General features: G+C 41.8%; 26 protein-coding genes. 24 read left to right on the forward strand and 2 right to left on the reverse strand.

Features of this window, described 5'->3' with window-relative positions; translation table 11 throughout:
* The 9 genes from ACHOLT_RS12900 (at window position 1) to ACHOLT_RS12940 (ending at window position 7,426) form a co-directional block, all read left to right on the forward strand.
* Window positions 1-795, forward strand: coding sequence for an ABC transporter permease (locus ACHOLT_RS12900; protein ID WP_425801276.1), 795 nt, complete (start codon window positions 1-3; stop codon window positions 793-795).
* Window positions 792-1,559: an ABC transporter permease gene (locus ACHOLT_RS12905; RefSeq protein ID WP_425801279.1), complete on the forward strand. Its 768-nt coding sequence runs from the start codon at window positions 792-794 to the stop codon at window positions 1,557-1,559. The genes ACHOLT_RS12900 and ACHOLT_RS12905 overlap by 4 nt, the downstream gene beginning before the upstream one ends.
* 25 nt (window positions 1,560-1,584) lie before the next feature.
* Window positions 1,585-2,631 (forward strand): ABC transporter substrate-binding protein, encoded by a 1,047-nt coding sequence (locus ACHOLT_RS12910; RefSeq protein WP_425801281.1) that lies wholly within the window; start codon window positions 1,585-1,587, stop codon window positions 2,629-2,631.
* A gap of 54 nt (window positions 2,632-2,685) precedes the next feature.
* On the forward strand, window positions 2,686-2,862 hold the full coding sequence (locus ACHOLT_RS12915; protein WP_425801284.1) for a hypothetical protein: 177 nt from the start codon (window positions 2,686-2,688) through the stop codon (window positions 2,860-2,862).
* A 174-nt stretch (window positions 2,863-3,036) separates the two neighbouring features.
* On the forward strand, window positions 3,037-3,729 hold the full coding sequence (locus ACHOLT_RS12920; RefSeq protein WP_425801286.1) for a carbonic anhydrase: 693 nt from the start codon (window positions 3,037-3,039) through the stop codon (window positions 3,727-3,729).
* Between the two features lie 412 nt (window positions 3,730-4,141).
* Complete coding sequence (locus ACHOLT_RS12925; RefSeq protein WP_425801288.1) at window positions 4,142-4,429, forward strand: putative quinol monooxygenase; 288 nt, start codon at window positions 4,142-4,144, stop codon at window positions 4,427-4,429.
* A gap of 60 nt (window positions 4,430-4,489) precedes the next feature.
* Window positions 4,490-4,903 carry a secondary thiamine-phosphate synthase enzyme YjbQ gene (locus ACHOLT_RS12930; RefSeq protein ID WP_425801290.1) on the forward strand — a complete coding sequence of 138 codons (414 nt, stop codon included), beginning with the start codon at window positions 4,490-4,492 and terminating at the stop codon, window positions 4,901-4,903.
* 136 nt (window positions 4,904-5,039) lie between these two features.
* A complete protein-coding gene (locus ACHOLT_RS12935; protein ID WP_425801292.1) occupies window positions 5,040-6,377 on the forward strand; it encodes an MEDS domain-containing protein in 1,338 nt (445 codons plus the stop codon).
* A 119-nt stretch (window positions 6,378-6,496) separates the two neighbouring features.
* A complete protein-coding gene (locus ACHOLT_RS12940) occupies window positions 6,497-7,426 on the forward strand; it encodes a hypothetical protein (protein WP_425801294.1) in 930 nt (309 codons plus the stop codon).
* Between the two features lies 1 nt (window position 7,427).
* On the opposite strand, the gene msrB is transcribed toward ACHOLT_RS12940, so the two are convergent.
* Window positions 7,428-8,411, reverse strand: coding sequence for a peptide-methionine (R)-S-oxide reductase MsrB (gene msrB / locus ACHOLT_RS12945; protein WP_425801296.1), 984 nt, complete (start codon window positions 8,409-8,411; stop codon window positions 7,428-7,430).
* Between the two features lie 369 nt (window positions 8,412-8,780).
* On the opposite strand from msrB, the gene ACHOLT_RS12950 reads away from it, so the two are divergent.
* From ACHOLT_RS12950 to ACHOLT_RS13005, 12 genes are all read left to right on the forward strand, one after another.
* Entirely contained in the window at window positions 8,781-10,055 is a 1,275-nt protein-coding gene (locus ACHOLT_RS12950) for a serpin family protein (protein WP_425801298.1), read from the forward strand.
* A 92-nt stretch (window positions 10,056-10,147) separates the two neighbouring features.
* The gene (amrA, locus tag ACHOLT_RS12955; protein WP_425801300.1) at window positions 10,148-11,410 is read left to right on the forward strand and encodes an AmmeMemoRadiSam system protein A; all 1,263 of its coding nucleotides are present in this window, start codon (window positions 10,148-10,150) and stop codon (window positions 11,408-11,410) included.
* Complete coding sequence (amrS, locus tag ACHOLT_RS12960; RefSeq protein ID WP_425801302.1) at window positions 11,403-12,296, forward strand: AmmeMemoRadiSam system radical SAM enzyme; 894 nt, start codon at window positions 11,403-11,405, stop codon at window positions 12,294-12,296. Before amrA ends, amrS begins: the two co-directional genes overlap by 8 nt.
* Before the next feature lie 169 nt (window positions 12,297-12,465).
* Window positions 12,466-13,269, forward strand: coding sequence for an MBL fold metallo-hydrolase (locus ACHOLT_RS12965; RefSeq protein WP_425801304.1), 804 nt, complete (start codon window positions 12,466-12,468; stop codon window positions 13,267-13,269).
* 168 nt (window positions 13,270-13,437) lie between these two features.
* A complete protein-coding gene (gene mntA / locus ACHOLT_RS12970; RefSeq protein ID WP_425801306.1) occupies window positions 13,438-13,860 on the forward strand; it encodes a type VII toxin-antitoxin system MntA family adenylyltransferase antitoxin in 423 nt (140 codons plus the stop codon).
* A complete protein-coding gene (gene hepT, locus ACHOLT_RS12975) occupies window positions 13,850-14,257 on the forward strand; it encodes a type VII toxin-antitoxin system HepT family RNase toxin (RefSeq protein ID WP_425801309.1) in 408 nt (135 codons plus the stop codon). Before mntA ends, hepT begins: the two co-directional genes overlap by 11 nt.
* Window positions 14,258-14,291: 34 nt before the next feature.
* Window positions 14,292-15,056 carry an NYN domain-containing protein gene (locus ACHOLT_RS12980; RefSeq protein ID WP_425801311.1) on the forward strand — a complete coding sequence of 255 codons (765 nt, stop codon included), beginning with the start codon at window positions 14,292-14,294 and terminating at the stop codon, window positions 15,054-15,056.
* A 161-nt stretch (window positions 15,057-15,217) separates the two neighbouring features.
* Window positions 15,218-15,466, forward strand: a complete 249-nt coding sequence (locus tag ACHOLT_RS12985; RefSeq protein WP_425801313.1) for a hypothetical protein — start codon at window positions 15,218-15,220, stop codon at window positions 15,464-15,466.
* A gap of 69 nt (window positions 15,467-15,535) precedes the next feature.
* Window positions 15,536-16,225 carry a GTP-binding protein gene (locus ACHOLT_RS12990; RefSeq protein WP_425801315.1) on the forward strand — a complete coding sequence of 230 codons (690 nt, stop codon included), beginning with the start codon at window positions 15,536-15,538 and terminating at the stop codon, window positions 16,223-16,225.
* Window positions 16,222-17,244, forward strand: a complete 1,023-nt coding sequence (locus ACHOLT_RS12995) for an ATP-binding cassette domain-containing protein (protein ID WP_425801317.1) — start codon at window positions 16,222-16,224, stop codon at window positions 17,242-17,244. Before ACHOLT_RS12990 ends, ACHOLT_RS12995 begins: the two co-directional genes overlap by 4 nt.
* A gap of 25 nt (window positions 17,245-17,269) precedes the next feature.
* Window positions 17,270-18,034: a Rossmann-like domain-containing protein gene (locus ACHOLT_RS13000; RefSeq protein ID WP_425801319.1), complete on the forward strand. Its 765-nt coding sequence runs from the start codon at window positions 17,270-17,272 to the stop codon at window positions 18,032-18,034.
* A 42-nt stretch (window positions 18,035-18,076) separates the two neighbouring features.
* Window positions 18,077-19,282 (forward strand): SLC13 family permease, encoded by a 1,206-nt coding sequence (locus ACHOLT_RS13005; RefSeq protein ID WP_425801321.1) that lies wholly within the window; start codon window positions 18,077-18,079, stop codon window positions 19,280-19,282.
* A gap of 98 nt (window positions 19,283-19,380) precedes the next feature.
* Here the strand turns inward: ACHOLT_RS13005 and ACHOLT_RS13010 are convergent, their stop codons facing one another.
* Window positions 19,381-20,217: a helix-turn-helix transcriptional regulator gene (locus ACHOLT_RS13010; RefSeq protein WP_425801323.1), complete on the reverse strand. Its 837-nt coding sequence runs from the start codon at window positions 20,215-20,217 to the stop codon at window positions 19,381-19,383.
* Between the two features lie 170 nt (window positions 20,218-20,387).
* Between ACHOLT_RS13010 and ACHOLT_RS13015 the strand changes: the two genes are divergently transcribed.
* The 3 genes from ACHOLT_RS13015 to ACHOLT_RS13025 are packed head-to-tail and all read left to right on the forward strand — an operon-like array spanning window position 20,388 to window position 23,279.
* Window positions 20,388-21,650 (forward strand): Nramp family divalent metal transporter, encoded by a 1,263-nt coding sequence (locus tag ACHOLT_RS13015; RefSeq protein ID WP_425801325.1) that lies wholly within the window; start codon window positions 20,388-20,390, stop codon window positions 21,648-21,650.
* Between the two features lie 18 nt (window positions 21,651-21,668).
* Window positions 21,669-22,994, forward strand: a complete 1,326-nt coding sequence (locus ACHOLT_RS13020; protein WP_425801328.1) for a Na+/H+ antiporter NhaC family protein — start codon at window positions 21,669-21,671, stop codon at window positions 22,992-22,994.
* A gap of 21 nt (window positions 22,995-23,015) precedes the next feature.
* Window positions 23,016-23,279 (forward strand): thioredoxin family protein, encoded by a 264-nt coding sequence (locus ACHOLT_RS13025; RefSeq protein WP_425801330.1) that lies wholly within the window; start codon window positions 23,016-23,018, stop codon window positions 23,277-23,279.
* Window positions 23,280-23,428: the final 149 nt, after the last annotated feature.

Consider the following 23,428-nt stretch of genomic DNA (forward strand, 5'->3'; position numbering starts at 1 on the left):
ATGGACAAAAAGGAGAAAAGGATTGTCGCTTTGGTTTGGATCATCGGGATCATTGCAACCTGGGAGCTTTTATCCTTTCTTTTAAAATATGTTGTCCATGATGGAATGGCTTCGGCGAAGCTGCCTTACCCCCATGTTATCGTGATGACATTGATCAAGAATTGGGAAGTATTGATGCAGGCCGGTGCGGTAACGTTCTCGCGGGCAGCCATAGGGTTCGTTCTTGGCGCAAGCGTCGGAATCCTTCTGGCTGTAATCATGAGCCTGTCGAAAACGGCAGAACGAATTGCTTTTCCTTATTTAATCGTATCCCAGATGATCCCGGTCTTAGGACTTGCCCCCATTATCTTTAATATAGTTCGGGACATGAATGTATCGAGAATCGTGATCGCAGCTTATATTACCTTTTTTCCGGTTTCCGTCAATATGCTGAGCGGTCTAAAAAGTGTAGAGCAGGAGAAGAAGGATTTGCTCTATTTGATCGCGGCGAATAAGTTCAAAGTATATCAAAAATTGATGTTCCCGTTTTCGATGTCGTATTTATTTATCGGCTTAAAAATAGCTGCCCCGATGGCGGTTACAGCCTCCATTCTGGTCGATATGCTGGGATCCAAAAGCGGTATTGGGGTAAAAATTCTCTACTCGCTTTATTCCAACTCAACGAATCTCTTTTGGGCTTCGGTCGTGACCAGCGCTTTTATGGGAATTATGAGTTTCTACCTTGTCGTCTTTGCTGAGAGATTCTTTTTGCCCTGGCAAAATGCCAGTCCACGAAAGGAAGGTGTGCAGGCATGAAAAACAAAATTGTAAATTTCGTATGGCCCATAGCCTTCGGAATTGCCTTCCTTCTTGTCTGGCAGTTTGGGTTGATTCATCAATTGCTGGATTTAAAGCCTTTTCAATTGCCAGTGCCGACAGTGATCGCGTCTACATTGGCGGCTCATCTGCCGAAAGCCTTGCAAGACTGCGGCGTGACGATTTCGGGTGCTTTGATCGGCATGATTATCGGTTCGTTTCTGGGATTTATGATTGCGGTCATTGCGACCTTTTTCCCCAAATGGGGCTACGGCGGCATGATTGTGATCAGCGCATTTAATGCAGTCCCCATTGTTGCTCTTTCTCCCATTATGAACCTATGGTTTTCAACGGGAATGCAGCAAAAAATCGGGGTTGTGACGATCGTCTGTATGGCAGCTATGGCCATCAATGCCTACAGCGGATTGAATAATTTAAAACCGTTTTCCATTGATTTGATGCAATCCGTTGCCGCCAGCAAATGGACGATTTTTAGAAAATTGCGTTTGCCCAATAGCCTGCCGCATATATTTACGGCATTTAAAATTAACATTGCCTCCTCAATTATCGCGGCCATTATCAGTGAATACTTTGCTGCATCTACTTCGGGCCTAGGCTTTGGAATCAAAGATAATCTTCGCAAGGCTGAAATGGCGATGGGGTGGTCCTATATTGTAGTTGCTTCTGTAGCGGGTGTAATTCTCTATTTAATTATTCTCATGGTAGAACGCGATGCCATAAAATGGCACGCTTCACAAAAATAATTTAATTTAATTAGGAGTGAAGGGTATGAAGAAAAGGACATTGACGAGTCTCGTGGCGGTAATTATTACGGTCTTGCTGATTGTCACAGGTTGTGGCAGCGCGCCGGCAACCCAGAGTGTAAGTACAGACACAAAATCATCCGGTAAACTGGACAAGGTAACACTTCAGCTTAAATGGTTACCGCAATCGCAATTTATGGGTTACTATGTCGCGAAATCCAAAGGGTACTACAAAGATGAAGGCATCGACCTTGAGATTCTTCCTGGTGGAAGTGATATTATTCCTGAACAACAAGTCTATAACGGCGTAGCTAACATTGGAGTAACATGGGTATCCAGTTTGATGAAGTATCAATCCCAAGGGTGGGGATTAACCGAAGTTGGACAGATCTTCCAAAAGAGTGCTATGCTGCTTGTTTCCAAAGCCTCTTCAGGAATTAACACTCCTGCCGATCTCAAAGGAAAGAAAGTCGGTTCCTGGTTTGGCGGCAACGAATATGAAATCTACGCACTGCTTGAAGCGAATAAACTGAAAAAAGACTCTGACTTAAAGTTAGTTCAACAGGATTATACGATGAATCAGCTCCTGAAGGGTGAAATCGATGCAGCTTCTGCAATGACCTATAATGAATATGGTCTTTTGCTTGAATCAGGGTTGAAAGATAGTGACCTTCATGTGGTCAATATGAATGATGCTGGGGTTGCCATGTTGGAAGACTGCTTGTTCGTAAATTCAAGTTGGGCTGCTAAAAATCCCGATCTGCTTGTTCGTTTCTTAAGAGCATCAATTAAAGGTTGGCAAGAGGCTGCCGCTAATCCGGAAGCAGCAGGAAAAATCGTTTTTGATGCAGACCAAAGCGTGTCCCTTGAACATCAGGTTTATATGGCTAAAGAAGTCGCAAAACTCGTAGTTCCCAAAGGCTTTGATCCTGCTAAAATCGGTTATATCGATACTGCCGCTATTAAACAAACTGGAGATCTAGCTCTTAAATATGGATTGCTCACTAAGCCAGCTGTTATTTCAGAAGATACAATTACCAGCAAGTATTGGGAAAAAGCAACTTCGAAATAAGTGAATCAATGGAATAAACCTGAATTGGGGCTGTTGCAAAACAGCCCCTTCTTCGTGAGCACAATAATTATGGACTATTGCAAAAGACCCGAAAGCGTAGTTTCGCGCATAGAAGTGAACGATTCGCGGAGGGACGTGCAGGTGAACAAAGCTTTCGTAGCGCAGCGCAGCCAGGGGTTTACATCAGGTATTGCCCAGAGGTTTGGCGGAGCTGCTACGAAGGCGAAGTGAACCAGTCCCGGAGCGTCAGAGTAAACGGATATGCGCGAAACTACAAGACCATAGGTTTTGCGACAGCCCCATCTATTCGTATTTAGCTGATTGAAAATAGAACGATGAGGAGAATATATATCTTAGAGTTAATTAATTGGCAATAGCCTTATGCTAAAACTTTGGAGGGATTCCGTGAAGAAATTCATGTCTTTGCTTGGTCTATTGCTAATAGGTACTTTATTATTAAGTGGCTGCAGTTCTAAAGATGTATATTCTCGGCCGGAAATTATCTCATCTCCTGATCAAGCCAAAGAACTGCTCATTGCTGGGAATCAACGTTTTATGAGCGGCAATATTCTTGCGAAGGATTTGAGTTCCAATCGGCGGAGTGAATTAAGCAAGGGGCAGCATCCTTTTGCGGTGATTGTAAGTTGTTCAGATTCGCGAGTTCCGCCTGAAGAGATATTTGATCAAGCCTTAGGTGATTTATTTGTTGTTCGTGTAGCGGGGAATGTGATAACGCCCGTTGAGCTGGGGAGTGTTGAATATGCAGTAGAGCATCTTAAAGTTCCCTTAGTCTTAGTCCTTGGTCATGAAAAATGTGGTGCTATTACTGCAGCCGTAGAGGGCGGAAAAGCCCTTGGAAGCATCTCGGCTATTACTGAAAAAATAATGCCTGCCCTAAAAGAAATTAAGAATACAGAAGGAGACAAAGAGACGGTTATTGAAAAAACGGCAGAACTCAATGTACTCAATTCGTTGCAAAGTATAAGTCAAAGCCCTGTAATTAAGCATGCGCTCGGTGAAAGTCATAAATTGTATGGTGGAAAGTATCGGTTGGAAACGGGAGAAATTCAGTGGCCGGATACAAGTAAAATTTTTTAAAAATTCTGGTTTAAAGACTATGTACAAAAAAGTGCATGCATTGTATAATAAAGATGACCTCAGATAGAGATATACCAAAATCCGAGGTTAACCCCAAAGACAGAGATCCAAGGCGTTAATTACCTGCTGATGCAAAAGCGTTGGATTTGGAAGAGCGATTTATAAAGAATACCGTCATGAAGTCGGATTTGGGAATCAAAATCTTTCAAGAAGGCGATTTAGATAAGCAGGAATTAAGCGCAGAGAAGAGCAGATGCGGGGTTGAGAAAAGGGGTGATTGACAATAGAGTTTAAAGTGAATAGTGTCAGTCATGGATAGGCTGATTCCGAAGAGGAAGATGAAGCCTATCTTTTTTATATATTAAGTGTTAAGTTTTAAATGTAGAGTTAATTCTTGACAGGAGGGATCACCATGCATATTGTTCATGTCTATTTTCACGTTAAGCCGGAGCATATCGAAGATTTTATAAAGGCTTCGATGGAAAATGCTAAAAATAGCCGAGAGGAAGCTGGGGTTATTCGTTTTGATGTCTTGCAGCGGCAGGACGATTCAACCCTGTTGATGTTTGTGGAAATTTATAAAACTCCGGATGATCAGTTGAAGCATCGGGAAACGGAGCACTTTAAAAAATGGCGTCAGTTAATTGGAGATATGTTAGAAGAGCAGTATATGGCGCAAAAATATCATTCCGTATATTAAATTTATCAGTACATAAGTTAATTGATATAGATGGTTACTAGAGAATGATTGGGAGAAACAATGAGTAAAAACGTCATTCGGGAGATCTTGTTAAAGACGAAGAGTCGGGATGAAATGATTGATATAACTGCGCAACTTGAAACAATATTACGTCAAGAAAATGTGCAGGAAGGATTTTGCATAGTATATTCCCCGCATACAACAGCCGGGGTTACGATCAATGAAAATGCAGATCCAGACGTTCAAATGGATATTCTGCGGAGACTTGATGAAGCATACCCGTATGTAGAAGCGAAAGATCGGCACATTGAGGGAAATTCTGCATCCCACTTAAAAGCGAGCACAGTAGGGGTATCCCAGACGGTTATTATTCATAACGGAAATTTGCTGCTGGGACGTTGGCAGGGTATATATTTTTGTGAATTTGATGGTCCGCGTACTCGTTCATGTTTTGTGAAAATCATATGCGATTAAGCATTTTAACTTAATTTTATTAGAGTCCTCCCATTTGATTATGACAATCGAAAGGGAGGATTTTGTGTATATACGGGGATATTTGTATATATTTGTATTATTATAAAAGGTTTTATTCGTAAAGAGGAATCTTCTGTTGAGAATAGAAATTATGTTAAATAAAATCATGATGGATGGGCTTGATTTGGGGGCAAAGTTTATGCAAGAGAAATTTCGTCCAACAGGAATAGAATTCTTAAAAGATATAACTTGGGGTACCCATATTTGTGCATTTTACCAAACTAAGGAAGATTTAAAGAATGTTTTATTGCCTTATTTTAAAACAGGGTTAGAAAATAACGAATATTGTCTGTGGGTTACTTCTGAGCCCATTTCACCGGAACAAGCTGAGCAAGCCCTTAGAGAGTATCTTCCTGATTTTGATATGTACCAATCAAGAGGTCAAATGGATATACTTTCTCATACGGATTGGTATTTGAAATATGGAAATTTTAATGGAGATGAAGTTTTATCATCCTGGGTCAACAAGGTGCAAAAGGCATTGGAAAAAGGTTATGACGGCATCAGGATTACTGGAAATACAAGTTGGCTTAAGAAAAGGTATTTTAAGACGTTTATGGATTATGAATCTAAAGTGAATGACATGATCGGACAGCTTAAACTGATTGCCTTGTGTACATATAAGCTTGATCAATGTGGAATTCATGAAGTCATTGATATTGTTAATAATCACCAGTTTACCTTTATCCAAAGTCAGCAAGACTATGATAATTCCTGTGAATTGGCTCGATTCGATCAAATAAATTTAGTCGGGAAGATGGCAGCAAGTATTGCTCATGAGATTAGAAATCCTATGACCTCAGTAAAGGGTTTTTTACAGTTGCTTCAGGAAAAGAATGATTTGGAATCGTATAAGGAATACTTTTCACTTATGGTTGATGAATTAGATCGTGCGAATACAATTATTTCTGAGTACTTGGCTTTAGCCCGAGTGAATGAAAAATCATATAAAAAGGAATACCTTAATACTATTATAAAAACTTTATACCCATTGATGCAGGCAGATGCGATGAGGCAGGAGAAAGAAATCACCTTAAATTTGGGCCGTATTGTAGAATTGATGATCGATCCGAAGGATATTCGGCAGCTCATTTTAAATCTTTCGCGCAATGGGCTGGAGGCTATGCAGCCAGGGGGAAGTTTGTCTATTAAAACATATATGAAAGATAATTCCGTCGTTTTGGAAGTACGCGATCAGGGCACAGGAATAAGCAAAGAAGTCTATGATCAATTGGGGAGTCCGTTTGTTACGACAAAAGATCAAGGCACAGGCTTAGGATTAACCGTCTGCTACAATATTGCCAAACATCATAACGCTAAGATTGATTTTGAATCAGGAGAAGGTGGAACCGCTTTTTATGTACGATTTAATATAAAAGAAAATAAAAAATGTATTGCCGGCATTACGGCATGATCTTATCCATGTTAATATATTTAATACAAAAAGCCTTTGGAGTAACTCGGGGTCCGCAGGTTCAATATTCTAGAACAAAAGGTCAATATAGAAAGCGATAGACCAAGGATGATGAAAATATGCTCCTAAATGTGCCTGCCTATTTATGTACCCCAACGTATGATGGAAGCGGTCAGGTTGTTCATCCAAGCATTATTGACTTTTGGCTAGAATATGGTCTGTCTTCCTGGGGCGGATATCGGTTCTGGATGGCGATTACCCCTTATCCTAATGGAGATGATGTTTATGAAAACCCTAGCCTCTTAGTCAGCCAGGATGGGCTAAACTGGTCTTTTCCCTTTGGGATTCCAAATCCCTTAGATGTAAAACCGGGTACGCGCTGTTCTGATCCTGCCAATTATAATTCTGATCCGGATCTTGTTTTTGATCCGCTTCATCAGTGCTTAGTCCTTTATTGGCGAGAAACGAAAGTGAATGCCTTCGAACGCATCTGGAGCATCCGAATCCATGAAAATCGACTTATTGGTCCTAAAATATTTGGATTGTCCGAGCCGTTTTTGGAGAAAACCTTGATTATGTCGCCGTCAGTATGGCGCAAGGGTGAATCGGAATGGTTCATGTGGACGTGTAACGGTCGTCAAATCTTTTTTTATTCTTCTAACGACGGATTAGCTTGGGGTAACCGCACTGAATGCAGCTTAGACTTTAAAAATAAAACCATGGAAGAAAATTTCCCATGGCATTTATCCGTCAAGCCCAATTATTTAAATCAGCGGCTTGAGTTTTTTATTTGTGGGTCACCAAAACAAAAGATGAGATTGTGGTATGCTCAGGCCTCCATGTACGATTTAATAAATATCCTTGCCCCCTTCGATGATTTCATCCTAGTCCCCAGTCAGAATCCTCTTGGCTGGGACAATGATATGATTTATCGAAGTGCATTTACCTTTGAGAATATTGAAGGCCTTCCGTACTATCACGTCTGGTATAGTGCACGGTCACGTGAAGGAAAGTGGCATTTGGGTTATACGGAGGGGTCTCTGGGTTAAATCAGGACTTAAATAAGCGAAGATATTCTCCATAGCCTTCGCGTTCCAAATTCTCTTTTGGGATAAATCGAAGTGCTGCCGAGTTAATGCAGTAGCGTAATCCCTCCGGGGTAGGTCCGTCGTTAAATACATGACCCAGATGAGAATCAGCGCCGCGGCTGCGTACCTCCGTGCGGCTCATATGATGGCTTAAATCCGTTTTTTCCAGGATATTATTCTCTGCCAGTGGCTTTGTGAAACTTGGCCAGCCGCAGCCACTGTCGAACTTATCAAGGGAACTGAAAAGGGGTTCGCCGGAGACGATATCGACATAGAGGCCCTCCTTATGGTTATCCCAGAATTCATTCTGGAAGGGCGGCTCTGTCCCATTTTCTTGAGTCACGTGAAACTGCATTTGCGTCAATTTCTCTTTCAGGTTGGGCTTGCTTTTAGGCCAATGCAATTGGATAAAGTCTTCACGGCCGGAGCCTTTGCGGTAAAGGGAGTAATGCAGGGCATTTTTCTTGTGGTAGCCCTGGTGGTATTCCTCGGCGGGATAAAAAGGCTGAGCGGGAAGAATGCGCGTGGCAATAGGCGCATCAAAACGCTGGCTTTCACCTAAGGCTTTCTTCGAAGCTTCAGCAGCTTGGCGTTGTTCTTCGGAATGATAAAATATGGCCGTTTGATAGGATTTGCCGCGGTCAGCGAATTGCCCGCCGGTGTCCGTGGGATCAATCTGCGGCCAGAAGAGGTTTAACAGGTCTTTATAGGATATTTTTTCAGAGTTGTATTTGACCTGTACGGCTTCCAGATGTCCGGTTGTTTGGGAGCATACTTCCTGATAGCTTGGATTTTCCACGCCTCCTCCTGTGTATCCGGATTTTGCTTCAAGGACACCGTCTATTCCGTCAAAGGCGGATTCGATGCACCAGAAGCAGCCGCCGGCAAATGTTGCAAGTTCTATTTTAGGCTGAGTTTCAGTCATAGCTATTCCTCCTACAGACATTTAACTCTATCTCTATCTCTATCTCTATCTTAACTTAATTGTTAAATAGGAAAGTATTGGATAGATTTAGGATAAATTAAGAATAGCAAAAAGGGGCTGAAGAGTAAACACGGTACGGCGCACTGACTTGGAAAGCCTTGCGTGTTTTACTTAGTGTCTCCGTGACCTAGTCCAGTATGCAAAAGAATCGGATTTAATCTTCTTAATACGGGATGCAGAGTAGGGATATCCCTTTCAACGGAGAATATTTATTGTAAGTTCAAATTAGTTATAGAAATGCAGGAAGCAAGTTATTTTTCAAAAAGAGAAGAAATTACGTGGCTGAATAAAATTCTTTGGCTGAACGAATTATTTTTAGGGAGGTTGTTTATGAAACGCAAATTCTCTCTTTTCTTGATCGTTTGTATGAGTATATCGCTGATGTTATCAGGATGTACAACGGGGGTGCAAACAGCAAAAGCTGCGGATTTGATGGAAAATATTCAGGCGGCAGAGAAACCCGTACCCGGAACTTTGTCGGAGGAATCCCGTGAATCCATCCGGCATTTTTCGGCAGAACTTCTGAAGGCTTCAGCGGATAATACCGGGAATATTCTCGTCTCGCCGGCTTCGGCTTATCTTGCACTAGCTATGACTTTAAATGGGGCAGATGGGGATACGAAAACCGCTATGTTGAAGGTGCTTGCGGATCAGGGTTTAACTGTTGATCAGGTCAATCAAGCCTGCCGGGATTGGACGGGACAGCTTAAGCAAACAAACAGCAATACAAAGCTTTCGATAGCCAATTCGATCTGGTACGGCAAAGATTTCAAGCCATATAAACCGTTTCTTCAAGCTAATGCGGATTACTATTCTGCTGAAGCTCATCAACTTGACTTACAGAATAAAAATACGCCAAATATTATAAACGACTGGGTGAAGAAGGCGACACAGGGAAAAATCGATCAAATGGTTCAATCGATTGATCCTGACGTTGTCATGTATCTCATTGATGCGATCTACTTTAAGTCGGATTGGCAGACCCCATTTGAGAAGAATTCTACGCACCAGCAAAGTTTCAATTCACCAAAGGGTCCGGTTGAAACACCATTTATGCATCAGAACGGACAGATGCCGTATTTTGCAATTGAAGATGCTTCGGGCATTGCCTTGCCCTATGATGACGGCCATTTTGCCTTCTTTGCCGTATTGCCTGATGGGCAGACAACACCGCGTGAATGGCTTGTCAAACAGGATCAATCTGTTCTTTACAAGAAGATTTCAGGAACACTCGCTCAAAAGTCCAATACTCCGGTCCAACTTGCGCTGCCGAAGTTTGGAGTAAGCTATGAAGACAGCTTAGTCAATGAGCTTAAACATATGGGAATGGAGATAGCCTTTGATCGATACAAAGCCGACTTTTCTCAAATGAATGAACAACACGCAAAGGATCTTTTTATTAGCAAAGTTCTGCAAAAAACCTTTTTGATGGTAGATGAGAAGGGTACTGAAGCTGCTGCAGCAACCTCCGTTGAGATGAAAACGAGGGGAATCCCCATGTCTGATAAGAAACTCACGTTTGATCGCCCCTTCCTTTACGGAATTATGGATGTAAAAACTGGGCTGCCGCTTTTCGTTGGCATTATGGAAAATCCAGCATCTTAACTCCTAATTTTCTTGTTCACTATTTTATAGCTATATATTCAAGGCAATTCGCTTAAACTATTTTTGGAATTTTTGATAAGAGGTGAATGACTATGCCTTTAGTCTATTCAGCGTTTGTACCCCATCCGCCGATCGTTGTCCCGGAGATCGGGCGAGGTGAAGAGGCAAAGTGTTCCCAAACACTTGAGGCGTACCGTGAAATAGCCAGGAAGCTCGTTCAGGCTCAGGTGGAAACGGTGCTGTTCGTTTCGCCGCATGCAACGCTTTTGCGAAAAGGGGTTACGATCCTTCAAGGGGACGAACTCTTTGGCGATTTTGCAGCGTTTGGTGTTCCCAAGGTGAAACTTTCTTTTCCAGGGCATCGCTTGTTGACAGAAGCTCTGGCCGCTCAGCTGCCAGAGGCTTTTCTTCACTCGGAAAAGCTCGATCATGGTGCTCTTGTGCCGCTGTACTTTTTACAGGAAGCCGGTTGGCAGGGAAAACTGGTTGAAATGAGCATGCCTTTGAATGATCCGGAGCTGTATGGTCAAAAAATAGCTCAAATTCTTAAGGGTTTTGCTGAACGAATTGCGCTTGTCGCCAGCGGTGATTTATCGCATCGTTTAAAAGAAGAGGGTCCGTCCGGTCTTCATCCGTCCGGTCCTAAACTGGATCAATGGATCGTCAATTCATTAGCAAGAGATCCCTCTGAGATCAAGCGTATTCCGGAGAAGATGGCCGAAGAAGGAGGAGAGTGCGGCTGGCGCAGTCTGCGTTTAGCTCTTGCCTTACAGGAAGGAATGCCGAAGATTTTTTCCTATGAAGGTCCATTTGGCGTAGGCTATATGGTGGCTGAACTTTACCAATCTTCGCCCCTGCCGTCTTGGGCTCGGCTTTGCCTTGAAACGTATCTGGAAGAGGGAAGCACCCGCAAGCTCACTCCGCCTGCCGGGGAGGAATTTCAATTGCGCCGGGCATGTTTTGTGACGCTGAAGAAAGGCGGAGAATTGCGCGGCTGCATTGGAACAACAGAACCCTGGCGTGATAATCTTGCTCAGGAAATTGAGCATAACGCTATTTCTGCGGGAACGCAGGATCCTAGATTCTGGCCGGTTGAATCAAGCGAGATGTCCTCGACTACGATTTCAGTCGATGTTCTTGGCGAAATGGAAAAGATCGGGAGCTTAAACGAGCTTGATCCCTGGCGATACGGCGTAGTTGTCCGCGGACGAGGCCGGACGGGTCTCCTTCTTCCCCATTTGGAAGGAATCAATACGGCTGAGGAGCAGGTGAATATTGCGAAGCAAAAGGCAGGCCTGCGTTTAGAGGAACCCGTGGAAATGCGGCGTTTCGAAGTGATGCGTTATTTTGAGTAAAGGAGGGCTTACGACGAAAGAAGCGATCTTATATCATAAGCTGGATGAAGATCAAGTAAAATGCAGTGTATGTCATCAAGCCTGTACGATTTCTGAAGGAAAACGCGGGATTTGCGGTGTTCGGGAAAACCGTGAGGGGAAGCTTTACACTTTGAATTACGGCCTGACCATTGCCGCCAATATTGATCCGATTGAAAAGAAACCTCTCTATCACTTTTTACCGGGAACGCGGACATATTCGCTGGCTGCAGCCGGGTGTAATTTTCGATGCCCTTGGTGCCAGAATTGGGAAATTGCGCAAAGTCCTAAGCCGCATAAGCAGGTTGAAGGAATCGCTGCTTCACCAGAGGAGCATGTTCGGCGTGCCCTTGAATATGGCTGCCCTTCGATTGCTTATACCTATTCAGAACCCACGATTTTTGTAGAATATGCTCTGGAAATCATGAAGCTTGCCCGGGCAAAAGGACTCAAAAATGTTTGGGTAACAAACGGTTATATGTCCCGGGAAACGCTTGAAGCGATCCTTCCGTATTTGGACGCAGCGAATGTCGATTTTAAAGGACCCAATGACGGTGTTTACGGAACTTATTGCGGCGGCATGGCTGAACCTATCATGGAGAACCTTAAGCTTCTGTACAAAGCAGGAGTTCATCTTGAAATTACGACGTTAGTAATACCCGGCGTCAATGATAAGCCCAGTCAGCTTGAAGAGATTGCCCGATTTATATCTTCTGAACTCAATCCCGCTGTGCCCTGGCATGTCAGCCGTTTTTTCCCTGCCTGGAAGATGACGGACACACCGGTAACATCGGTCGAAACTTTAAAGAAGGCTAAGATTATCGGTGAAGCGGCGGAGCTGAAATTTATCTATCTTGGCAATGTTTAAGATGACCTAACCAGGCTCCAACAATTAAATTATCATTTAATTATGAGAAGGAGTTTCGTTTGCTGCTATAAACGAAGCTCTTTTTTTACAAATCTACTTCAAGTTATTCATCCTATGTTAATATGAAGGATAGAGAAAGCGTGATCATGTAACTTGGAGTGATTTGGAAATGGATAAGCTCATTGTTTTAGGAACCGGTCATGCCCTTACGACAAAATGCTATAATACGTGTTTTGCAATAACGGATGAACAAGAATACATTTTAGTGGATGCCGGCGGCGGCAATGGCATTTTAGGAATATTGGATGAGGCTCAAATACCGTTTTCGCGCATTCATAACGCTTTTGTCACCCATAAGCATACCGATCACTTGCTTGGAATGCTCTGGATCATCCGCAAAATATCGATGCTGATTGCGACGGATAAGTATGAGGGAAATTTCAATATTTTTGGCCATGCTGAATTGATGCAAAACCTCCTGACACTCATAGAGATCACTCTTGATAAAAATGTTGCTCAGTGGCTGGGAAAAAGAATAATGCTCTGTCCTGTTGAAAATGGGCAAAAAGAGAATCTTATCGGTTACGAATTTACTTTTTTTGATATCCATTCGACGAAGGCTAAACAATTTGGTTTTAATGTAAAATTGAAGAATGGCCAAACACTGACCTGTATGGGAGACGAGCCTTATAATCCGTTGTGCCGGAAATATGTGGAGAATAGCGATTGGCTCTTAGGTGAAGCGTTTTGTCTTTATGGCGACCGTGAAATTTTTAAGCCTTATGAGAAGCATCACAGTACAGTTAAAGATGCTTGTGAGCTGGCTGAACAATTAAAGATCAAGAATCTCGTTTTATGGCATACGGAAGATCGGAATCTTTCAAAGCGCAAGGAATTGTACACAGATGAAGGAAAGCTCTATTACAGCGGGAATTTATATGTCCCGAACGACCTTGAAGTGTTGGAACTGTAAGGAAAATAGCTTGTGATTTGAAGTCTGATTCATGATATAGTAATAATGTAATGCACTTACTGGATAAAAGAAATGAGTTGCTTTTGATAGGACAAGCTTTAGAAATGACTGACATGCGCAAACAAATATGTTATAATATGGAAAAACCTCCCGATAGGAGCATTTTTTATGGCCGATTTACTTGAACTTGATTCTCCTCAGATTAAAACTGTCATTCATACTTTAAACAGCTTAATTGAGCCTTGGCTGATTATTCTGTTTGGTTCTTATGCGAAAGGCAGAGCCAATGAAGAAAGTGATATTGATATTGCTTTCTTGACAGATCAAAAGATCGAGGAATATCAGTCCTTTTGTATTGCTCAGAAATTGGCTGAATTACTTGGAAAGGACGTGGATTGTGTCAATTTACAATCTGCAAGTACCGTTTTTCAGGTGCAAGTTATTGGACATGGAAGAGTGCTTTTCTGTAAGGATGAGACACGGCGAAAATATTATTTCCTACGCACGTATAAAGAATATGCATTACTGAATGAAGAGCGCGCCCCCATTCTTAAAAAGATAAAAGAGAGGGGAACAATTTATGGGAGATGATGTAGTCTATAATAAATGTGCTATTATCGAACGCTGCATTCAGCGTATTCATGAAGAATATGCTAATGATTCGCGTAATCTTGAGAATTTTACAAAGCAAGATTCCATCATCTTAAACCTGCAAAAAGGGTGTGAAGCAGCTATTGATTTAGCCATGCATATTGTAGCTGAAAATCAATGGGGTATTCCACAAAGCAGCCGTGAAGCGTTCGATATTCTTCGCCAAGAGAATTGTTTAGATGAATCTTTAGCAGAATTCTTAAAATCGATGGTGGGATTTCGAAATATTGCTGTTCACAACTATCAATCACTTAATCTGAAGATTGTAAGTCAAGTTATCGAATACCATCTTAATGATCTTAGGGAATTTAGCAAGATCATGCTTCAAAAATTCTAGTTTCTTTTTTGAATAAAATTTAAGGGGATACGATATGGAATATGACAAGAAAATTGCCGTGTTAATCGACGCAGATAACGTATCGGAAAAATACATAAAAAATATTTTTGATGAAGTATCTAACTATGGAACACCCACTTATAAAAGAATATACGGAGATTGGACTAAGCCTCAGCTTTCTTCCTGGAAATCGGTTCTGCTCAATTATTCAATTTCACCCATTCAGCAATACAGCTATACTACGGGGAAAAACGCAACGGATGCGGCGCTCATCATTGATGCGATGGATATCCTTTATTCGGGCAATGTCAACGCGTTTTGCATAGTATCCAGCGACAGTGATTTTACGCGACTGGCCGCGCGGCTCCGGGAGGCCGGGATGTATGTTATCGGCATGGGCGAAAAGAAAACGCCAAAGCCCTTTATCGCTGCCTGTGAGAAATTTATTTACCTTGAGGTTTTAGCCACAATATCGTCCAGTACGCCTGAAACGAATATTCTCCCTAAATTGAGGCAGGAAAATCACAAAGAAGGTATGGCAAGTATAGAAGAGCTGATTAATACAATAAAAATAATCATCACTGAGAGTTCCGATGAAGATGGCTGGGCCTTTTTAGGTGAGGTGGGGAAGAGATTGAATAAACGCTATTCTGATTTTGATACGCGGAACTATGGCCACACAAAGTTAACTCCGCTTATTTCTTCCTTTAAGCAATTTGAGATTCAGCCCCGCAAGACGAACAATCCCAATATCATTCATTATTTTGTAAGAAATAAGGAAAACGGTAAGCTAAGATAAACGGGCAAAGGAAAACTCAAAAAATAGGGTATACCATAAAAGCAGATTCCATAAAGATCTGCTTTTATGTTTTGTTGCGTTTAATTAGGTATTTGTTAAAATAAACGTATAAAGTTAAATTATGAACTATAAAACGGCATAATTTTTCGAGGTGAAAAAGAATGATCCTGGGTTTTGGTTTTGGAGATCCCATACAAAGCATTGTTATGCTTTTAGTAACTTCACTGATCAGCTATGCTGTTTTTCGAAGCATTCGCGCCATCGGCCATGGAAAACAGGATCCTCTTATCGAGCGGGAGAAACGCAGGCAATTTTATTATGAGCAGAGAGAACGGGCCAGGGAATATGCTCGGGAATTTAATTTAACCGATGAAGAAATAGAAAAACGATTGGATGAAGAATTCAGATAAAGAATTAAGATAAGCGGGCTTTAATACCTATAGATTGAAGCAGCAGAGAAGATAGAGAGGAGATACGTGATGAAGCTTATTACAGTTGCAGGACCGCCCTCTTCAGGGAAGACTTCGGTAATATTAAAGCTCCTTGAAAATATGAAGGTCAAGGAGCACGTTGGTGTAGTCAAGTTTGATTGTTTGACATCCTTTGATCAGGAACGCTATGAAGAAGCGGGTATCCCCGTCCAGACCGGTTATTCAGGAAAGATATGCCCCGACCATTTTTTCGTCAGCAATATTGAGGATGCGGTTCAGTGGGGAATCAAAGCCGGATATGATCTCTTGATTACAGAAAGTGCCGGACTTTGCAACCGCTGCTCGCCTTACATCAATGGGATACTTTCGATTTGCGTCATCGATAATTTATCCGGGGTGAAGACACCGCGCAAAATCGGCCCCATGTTAAAGCTGGCAGACATTGTTGTTGTCACCAAAGGAGACATCGTTTCGCAAGCAGAGAGAGAAGTTTTTGCCTTTAATATTAAACAGGTGAATGCAGCAGCAAGGATTGTTTTCGTGAATGGAATTACAGGACAAGGAGCTTTCCTGTTGTCCAAATATATACAAGAAACACGCGATATTCCGACGCTTAAAGATATGAAGCTGCGCTTTACAACTCCGGCTGCAGTTTGTTCGTATTGCACAGGGGAGACGCGGATTGGTGAGTCGTATCAAAATGGAATGATGAAGAAAATGGAGTTTGATTCACTATGACAATAGAAGAGTTTATGTCGCTCATCAACAGTACGAGCCTTGAAGAAGTACTTAAGGAATATCCGATTGCCGTAGATTTTCTAGCGAATTTGCGTTTGGATCGCGTGTCGCAAAAATTGACTTTGCCTGAAGCACTTGAGGAAATTCAAGATGAAATGTTTGAAGAATTCGGTATGGATCGATATGGAGTTATGCTCGGCTTTTGTGAATTCCTTCAAAACTTCACAAAGTCGGAGACAGCTTTAAGCTCAGTATTGAATCTTACGATTATCGGCGGTTATAACAAATCGAGGGAACCAGAGAATATTACGCTTACCCTTTCAACCGGAGAAATTATCAGCATTGTTGGACCGACAGGGGCAGGCAAGAGCAGACTGTTGAGTGATATTGAATGTCTGGCTCAAGGGGATACCCCTACAGGACGTCACATACGGGTTAACGGCAAAGAACTCGATGATGAGCAGCGGTTTGAGATGGATGGCAAATTGGTGGCTCAGCTTTCTCAGAATATGAATTTTGTAATGGATTTAACGGTTCGTGAATTTCTCGAAATGCATGCTCAAAGCAGACTGACACTTAATACGGGTGAAGTCATCACTCGGTGTTTTCAAGCGGCAAATGAGTTAGCCGGGGAAAAATTTTCCGAGGATACCAAGGTAACACAGCTCAGCGGGGGACAATCCAGAGCGCTAATGATTGCCGATACCGCTTTTATGAGCGATTCTCCGATTATTTTGATTGATGAGATCGAAAATGCTGGAATTGATCGCCGGCAGGCAATTGAGCTTCTCGCGAAAAGAGAAAAGATTATTCTCGTTTCAACGCATGATCCCTTGCTTGCCCTCAGTGCGGATAAACGCATTGTTATTAAAAATGGGGGAATCGCTCGGGTTATTGAGACTTCTGAGACAGAAAGGCAAAGCTTAGCCAGTCTTGAGAAGCTGGATAATACGCTGCGGAATCTTCGCAACCGTTTGCGCGAAGGGGAGAAAATTACTAAAGATCTACTGGAGGAATAACTAAAACTAAAAAGGAGGCAGTGAGATGTGGGAAATCTATGATGCCTTAATTAACGGAATCCCTGAAGAACTGAAAACAGACGAACTTATTTGCGGCTATCCTCATTCCTACGTCCGCAGCGGTGAAGGCGCGGGGATTGCTTCTATGCGCCTTATGGATACCAGAATGCCAATGTTTACGAAGGATTTGCTTGGATTGCCGCTGCGGGAGGTCGCGACCTGCATAAAGTCATGGAATTTTATCGAAGCTTCAGTGGGACTGGCTGCTATTAATGCCTATTACAATAATCCTCAAGTGGCAAGGAAAAATGGGGTGGAGTTTTCTGAGGCCAAGCGGGTTGAAGATCGAATGAATGACCCTTTTATTATGTCTCAAAATGAGGTGAGAGGTAAAAAAGTTGCGGTTATTGGGCATTTTCCCTATCTAAACCGTTTGATGGAGCCGATATGCGATTTAGCCATTATTGAAGCGGATCCTGGTGAGGGGGATTATCCGATGTCCGCGAGTGAATATATACTTCCTGAATGTGATTATGTATATATAACGAGTTCCTGCCTTGTTGACAAAACCTTGCCGCGCTTGCTTGAACTGTCCGGAAACGCCAAAAGGGTTACTTTGGTTAGCCCGGGAACACCTTTAGCTCCGCAGCTTTTTGATTTTGGTCTGGGGGCTCTCTCCGGGTTTATCATTAAAGATAACCTTCGTGCGTTTAGGATTGTTGCGGGTGCGGAACGCGTGAAAATCTATTCCGCAGGGCAAAAGGTGACTTTAAAAAGCAATCGTTACTAAGCTCAGAATGAATGAGATACATAATGCAGCAGGGGAGGTACCATGGTCTATTCAGCACTTATTCTTAGCTTAGTTTTAATCATTTTCACACTTGGCAAAAGTCCGTTTTTTCGTGTGGACCGCGCAGGAGCCTCGATCATTGGTGCAACCTTAACTATCATTACTGGGGTAATGACGTTTGATCAGGCGGTTAAGACAGTTGATTATCGAACAATCATCCTGCTCTTTTCGATGATGCTGATTTCTTCATATATGAATGTTATCGGCTTATTCGATTTCCTTGGTTATTATGCCATGGATCGCCTGAAGACAGCAAAGGGGCTGTTAGGCATCGTTATTGGAATGACAGGGCTGTTATCCGCCTTTCTCATCAATGATATTGTATGTTTGCTATTTACCCCGATTGTCATTTCACTCTGCCGTCGGGCAAAGCTCCAACCTATTCCGTACTTGCTTGCGGTTGCCCTCTCTTCAAACATTGGGAGTGCAGCAACATTGATCGGCAATCCGCAGAATATATTGATCGGGAGTCTGTCTCATCTTGCATTTGGATGGTATATGCTTTTAGCACTGCCGATATCAATCCTTGGACTTTTCCTGGTTTATGGGGTATTGGCAAAAGTCTATGCACAAGAACTTTCTCAGCCGCTGAACTTGCCAGAAGAGCAATTACGGACGAAACCCATCCCGCGCATTTTGCTGATTAAAGGGATTGTCATTTTAGGGGCAGTTGTCCTTGGATTTTCACTTGGGCCGGAACCTGCACTGGTTGCCAGCCTGGGGGCAGCAGTCCTTCTTATTACACGGCGTTTAAAACCGAACAAGGTTTATGCCGGTATTGACTATAATCTTCTCGTTATTTTTATTGGCTTGTTTGTTGTTGTGGGTGGAGTTGAACAGAGCGGACTGTTCACCCTGCTTATAGGGAAAATTAAGATGATCAATTTTCAAGCGTTTACGGTTTTAACGGTCGTTCTGTCAAATATCGTAAGCAATGTACCGGCTGTGATGCTTTTGAAATTTATGATCCCGGCCGAGCATAGTTCATTATGGTGGGCTAATATGGCAATCTTCAGTACTCTTGCCGGAAATCTTACCATTACCGGTTCGATAGCAAATTTGATCGTTGTAGAACTTGCGAAAAAGAGCGGTATAAAAATTGGATTTGGCGACTACCTGCGAATTGGCTTTCCAATTACCATTATCCTCGTTTTGATCGGGATGCTGTATTTTGAAGTATTGATATAGGAATAATATAACCCCATCTCTTCAAGGAACTCAGTTCTTTCGAAGTGATGGGGTATAGTTTTGTAATTCTTATATGTTAGGTGAGGTTAATTATGATTTTAAAAAATGTTCTTCTGGTACTGCTTGGGTGTTACTCCGTACTTTTCTTTAAAAAGGGTAATAAATCGAGAGACATTCCTATAGCCCAGATCAAATGCGGTATCCGTTACACTGGAATGGGTGATCATTTTTTTGGCTTTTTCCATGCGAAGATTCGTTAAATATTCCTTAGGATTTATACCGGTTGCCTTTTTAAAGCATTGCGAAAAATTTGCTTCAGACATATCAAATTGAGAGGATATTTGTTTGATCGTGATAGGAAGCATGTACTTATCGTTCATATATTGAATGGCTTTGCTGGTTAAATTTTCTGGTTTAAGGTTTAATAATTGGCTGACTCCTTTAACTTGAAGAAGGTGAAAGATTAATTCCTGGGAATATAAATTCAGAAGATACTCCATGTTTTTGCCCTTAGAGTTTAAGGCCTTAACAATCCTGCCAAGCGTATCATGAAAGTCCAAACTTTCACTAGCGCAAAAGATTTTTTTGATTAGAATTTGATCACAATCTGTTTCATAGTCGGTTGATAAATTATCGTACGCTTTTTTGAGCAAGCTGTCGTTAAGTTCAAAAACTAAAGCCCTTGTCGGCTTTTCGATGTTCACTTTAACACTTGCCTCAGGGAGAAGCAGTAAAAATTTTTGATTATCTATAGGAATAGAATATTGATCAATGAACACGGAAATTTCACCCTCGAGAATAGTCCACAGGCGAGAGTTTTCATATGTTTTATAGGTATCCGTAAATTCATTGGGAAAGTCATAGTGAAGAATATGTGAATAATCGGTTTCCAGCCTGTCAGACAATTCTAGTTTTCTGTTAAAACAGTCAAGCATGAAAACACCCCCTCAAAATAATATAACATAAACAGAGTCGAATTTGGACGAAAATTTAAAATTTTGAAATTCGTTTTTAATCAACCCGTCATTCCTTCGCGAAATCTCAAAATGTTGATATAATACAGCCATAGAGAATTTGAGCAGGGGAAATGTGAGGACGGAAAATTATGAAACATCTTAACCAATGGCTCAACGGCGAACATCACAGTCCGCTGCTCGGTGCTAAAGATTTTGTTAAATACATAGGTCCAGGCTTACTTGTGACCGTTGGTTTTATTGATCCGGGAAATTGGGCCTCGAATCTTGCGGCAGGCTCGGATTATGGCTATCAGCTCTTGTGGACAGTGACCTTTGCTACTTTTATGTTGTTCATTTTACAGCATAACGCCGCCCATTTAGGAATTGTTACAGGAGATTGTCTAGCTGAAGCTGCATCAAAGCATCTAAAGCCGTCTCTTTCTAAGACAATTCTCTTAACAGCAGTTTTATCAACGATTTCAACAGCATTTGCGGAAATACTTGGCGGAGCAATTGCTTTAAATCTATTATTTAAGATTCCGATCAAAATAGCTGCAGTTCCTATTTTAATCCTGGTACTGTGGCTCCTGTTTTCTAATTCGTATCGACGTATTGAAAAATGGATTATTGGCTTTGTATCGGTTATCGGGTTTTCCTTTGTAGCTGAATTAAGCTTTGTCCATGTGAGTTGGGCGGAAGCAGCTAAAGGATGGTTTACCGTAAGTTTACCTCCGGGGTCGCATCTGGTCGTTTTATCCATCCTTGGTGCGGTCATCATGCCGACGAATTTGTTTCTGCACTCTGAAACGATTCAGAGCCGAGCTTGGCATAAGGAAGATCCTGAATTTATTCAGCGACAGTTAAAATTCGAATTTACAGATACGCTTTTTTCAATGATAATGGGGTGGGCGATTAATAGTGCTTTGATCATTTTAGCTGCCGCGACCTTCTTTAATCATCAGATTGAGGTTACTGAACTTAGTGAAGCGAAGCATCTCATGGAACCTTTATTAGGAAACAGTGCGGGGATTATTTTCGCGATTGCTTTGCTGTTTTCAGGTATTTCGTCAAGCCTGACAGCGGGAATGGCAGGCGGAACGATTGTCGCCGGGATGTTTAAGGAACCCTATGATATTCAGGACAGCCATACTAAGGTGGGAGTAGCTCTGATTCTGCTTCTATCCACACTTTGTATTTTCTTTGTTTCTGATCCTTTCCAGGGGCTCATCTATTCGCAGATGTTTTTATGTCTCCAGCTGCCGATTACGATCTTCTTACAGATTTTCCTGACCTCTTCCTCGAAAGTCATGGGACAATATAAAAACACATTTACAACAAAAACCCTTTTAGGGGTGATCGGGATATTCGTAACGGTTTTAGACTTTTTGCTGTTTTATAGCTACTGGTTTTAAATTAAGGAGGATTTTTTTGTGGAAGTCTTATTTCTTATGGTTGTATCCATAAGCCTTCTTATGTTGAGCGTTATCAAAAGTTGGTATATCGGTTATCCGCTGATTATTTGTTGGGTTTTATTTTTGGCTTACGCTCTCCAAAAGGGCTTTACATTTAAAGAAGTCTTGCGGATGTCTTATGAAGGCGGGAAGAAGTCCTTTGTTGTTATCAATATTCTTCTTCTTATCGGGGCGGTTATCAGTTTATGGATGGCTTCCGGGACAATCCCTTCGCTTGTATACTATTGCTTACAATATATTTCCCCGACCGGTTTCCTCTTGTCCGCTTTTTTAATCAGCTGTTTCATGTCATTTATGATTGGAACTTCACTGGGAACGGTCAGCACAGTTGGCGTGCCACTAATTATCCTGGCTAAAAGCGGCAGCATTAATTTAAATATGGTTGCTGGAGCTGTCATTGCCGGCGCCTATTTTGGGGATAGATGCTCCCCCATGTCTTCCAGTGCTGTGCTCGTTGCTAATTTGACCGAAACGCGCTTATTTACGAATATCCGAAATATGCTTAGAACTTCGATTCTATCCGTCTCTTTGACGGTTATCATTTATGGTATCCTTTCGCGCAGCTATCCTTTGCAAATCGTGAATAACAGCTTATCCTCCGATCTGATGGAAACCTTTAAGATTGGTCTTATTATGCTGATTCCGGCTCTTATGATTATTATACTGTCCCTGCTCAAAGTTAGGATTCAGATGACGATGCTTATGAGCATTCTTGTTGCTTTCATTCTTAGTCTTGTTGTCCAAAAGGTTCCGCTCCATCAGATTTTATATACAGTGTTCTGGGGATTTCACTTAGATCACGGCGCTCTCCAAAACATAATGAAGGGCGGAGGAATTTTTCCAATGCTCAAAACAACACTGGTCATTTTTATTTCTTGCTCATTGGCTGGGGTATTTGAAGGAATAGCGATTTTTGACCGCCTTAAAAATTCGCTCCTGAAGATGGAGATGAGAAGGGAAAAGAGGTTTTCAGCAACGCTTATTGTAAGTACAATTGCTGCAGCTTTCGGTTGTACCCAAACCATTGCCGTTGTTTTAACCAGCGAGATTATGAAAGTGTGCTATGGTCAGGGAGAAAATGATCAATTTTCTTTGGACATTGAAAACTCCGGGATATTGGTTTCGGCCTTAATTCCTTGGAATATTGCAGCTCTTGTTCCAACGACTACATTGAATGTAAGCATTGCCGGATATGTGCCTTATGCCGTTTATCTGTACATACTCCCTCTTGTGTATTTAATGGCGACCCGGATCAAAAGACAGAAGGCTGATTTAATAGTATAATCAAAAAAAGGTGTTGGTGAGATGAAACCTGTAATTATGTTAACGATGCAATCCTGCCCTTACTGTAAAAAGGCATTTCAATGGATGGATGAACTTTGCGAGGAAAATGATAAATACAGTGCGGTTGAGGTCAAAGTTATTGATGAAAACCTTCAGCCGGAAATTGCCAGGCAGTATAATTATTATTATGTCCCTACCTATTTTGTTGAAGGCAAAAAGGTACATGAAGGAGTTCCCACAAAGGAAATTGTTCGCGGCGTTTTTGATACGGCACTTGGAGAATAACGGAATGATGTTAAGGGGTATCTCAAGGCTTTCTTGAGTACTCCTTATTTTTTTTGTTTTATTTTAGTCTTTTGTAAAGAATTCCTAAATATATTGTTTAATTATGACGACTTGCAGGAAAAGCCTTTTATTCGAAGAACTTTAATTTA

The organism is Desulfitobacterium nosdiversum (assembly GCF_049860565.1).
GTDB classification, from domain to species: Bacteria; Bacillota; Desulfitobacteriia; order Desulfitobacteriales; family Desulfitobacteriaceae; genus Desulfitobacterium_A; species Desulfitobacterium_A nosdiversum.

Coding starts and splice junctions, on each gene's coding strand:
- ACHOLT_RS12900 (WP_425801276.1), top strand. CDS start 1: ATGGACAAAAAGGAGAAAAGGATTGTCGCTTTGGTTTGGATCATCGGG.
- ACHOLT_RS12905 (WP_425801279.1), top strand. CDS start 792: ATGAAAAACAAAATTGTAAATTTCGTATGGCCCATAGCCTTCGGAATT.
- ACHOLT_RS12910 (WP_425801281.1), top strand. CDS start 1,585: ATGAAGAAAAGGACATTGACGAGTCTCGTGGCGGTAATTATTACGGTC.
- ACHOLT_RS12925 (WP_425801288.1), top strand. CDS start 4,142: ATGCATATTGTTCATGTCTATTTTCACGTTAAGCCGGAGCATATCGAA.
- ACHOLT_RS12930 (WP_425801290.1), top strand. CDS start 4,490: ATGAGTAAAAACGTCATTCGGGAGATCTTGTTAAAGACGAAGAGTCGG.
- ACHOLT_RS12940 (WP_425801294.1), top strand. CDS start 6,497: ATGCTCCTAAATGTGCCTGCCTATTTATGTACCCCAACGTATGATGGA.
- msrB (WP_425801296.1), bottom strand. CDS start 8,411: ATGTCTGTAGGAGGAATAGCTATGACTGAAACTCAGCCTAAAATAGAA.
- ACHOLT_RS12950 (WP_425801298.1), top strand. CDS start 8,781: ATGAAACGCAAATTCTCTCTTTTCTTGATCGTTTGTATGAGTATATCG.
- amrA (WP_425801300.1), top strand. CDS start 10,148: ATGCCTTTAGTCTATTCAGCGTTTGTACCCCATCCGCCGATCGTTGTC.
- ACHOLT_RS12965 (WP_425801304.1), top strand. CDS start 12,466: ATGGATAAGCTCATTGTTTTAGGAACCGGTCATGCCCTTACGACAAAA.
- mntA (WP_425801306.1), top strand. CDS start 13,438: ATGGCCGATTTACTTGAACTTGATTCTCCTCAGATTAAAACTGTCATT.
- hepT (WP_425801309.1), top strand. CDS start 13,850: ATGGGAGATGATGTAGTCTATAATAAATGTGCTATTATCGAACGCTGC.
- ACHOLT_RS12980 (WP_425801311.1), top strand. CDS start 14,292: ATGGAATATGACAAGAAAATTGCCGTGTTAATCGACGCAGATAACGTA.
- ACHOLT_RS12985 (WP_425801313.1), top strand. CDS start 15,218: ATGATCCTGGGTTTTGGTTTTGGAGATCCCATACAAAGCATTGTTATG.
- ACHOLT_RS12990 (WP_425801315.1), top strand. CDS start 15,536: ATGAAGCTTATTACAGTTGCAGGACCGCCCTCTTCAGGGAAGACTTCG.
- ACHOLT_RS12995 (WP_425801317.1), top strand. CDS start 16,222: ATGACAATAGAAGAGTTTATGTCGCTCATCAACAGTACGAGCCTTGAA.
- ACHOLT_RS13000 (WP_425801319.1), top strand. CDS start 17,270: ATGTGGGAAATCTATGATGCCTTAATTAACGGAATCCCTGAAGAACTG.
- ACHOLT_RS13005 (WP_425801321.1), top strand. CDS start 18,077: ATGGTCTATTCAGCACTTATTCTTAGCTTAGTTTTAATCATTTTCACA.
- ACHOLT_RS13010 (WP_425801323.1), bottom strand. CDS start 20,217: ATGCTTGACTGTTTTAACAGAAAACTAGAATTGTCTGACAGGCTGGAA.
- ACHOLT_RS13015 (WP_425801325.1), top strand. CDS start 20,388: ATGAAACATCTTAACCAATGGCTCAACGGCGAACATCACAGTCCGCTG.
- ACHOLT_RS13025 (WP_425801330.1), top strand. CDS start 23,016: ATGAAACCTGTAATTATGTTAACGATGCAATCCTGCCCTTACTGTAAA.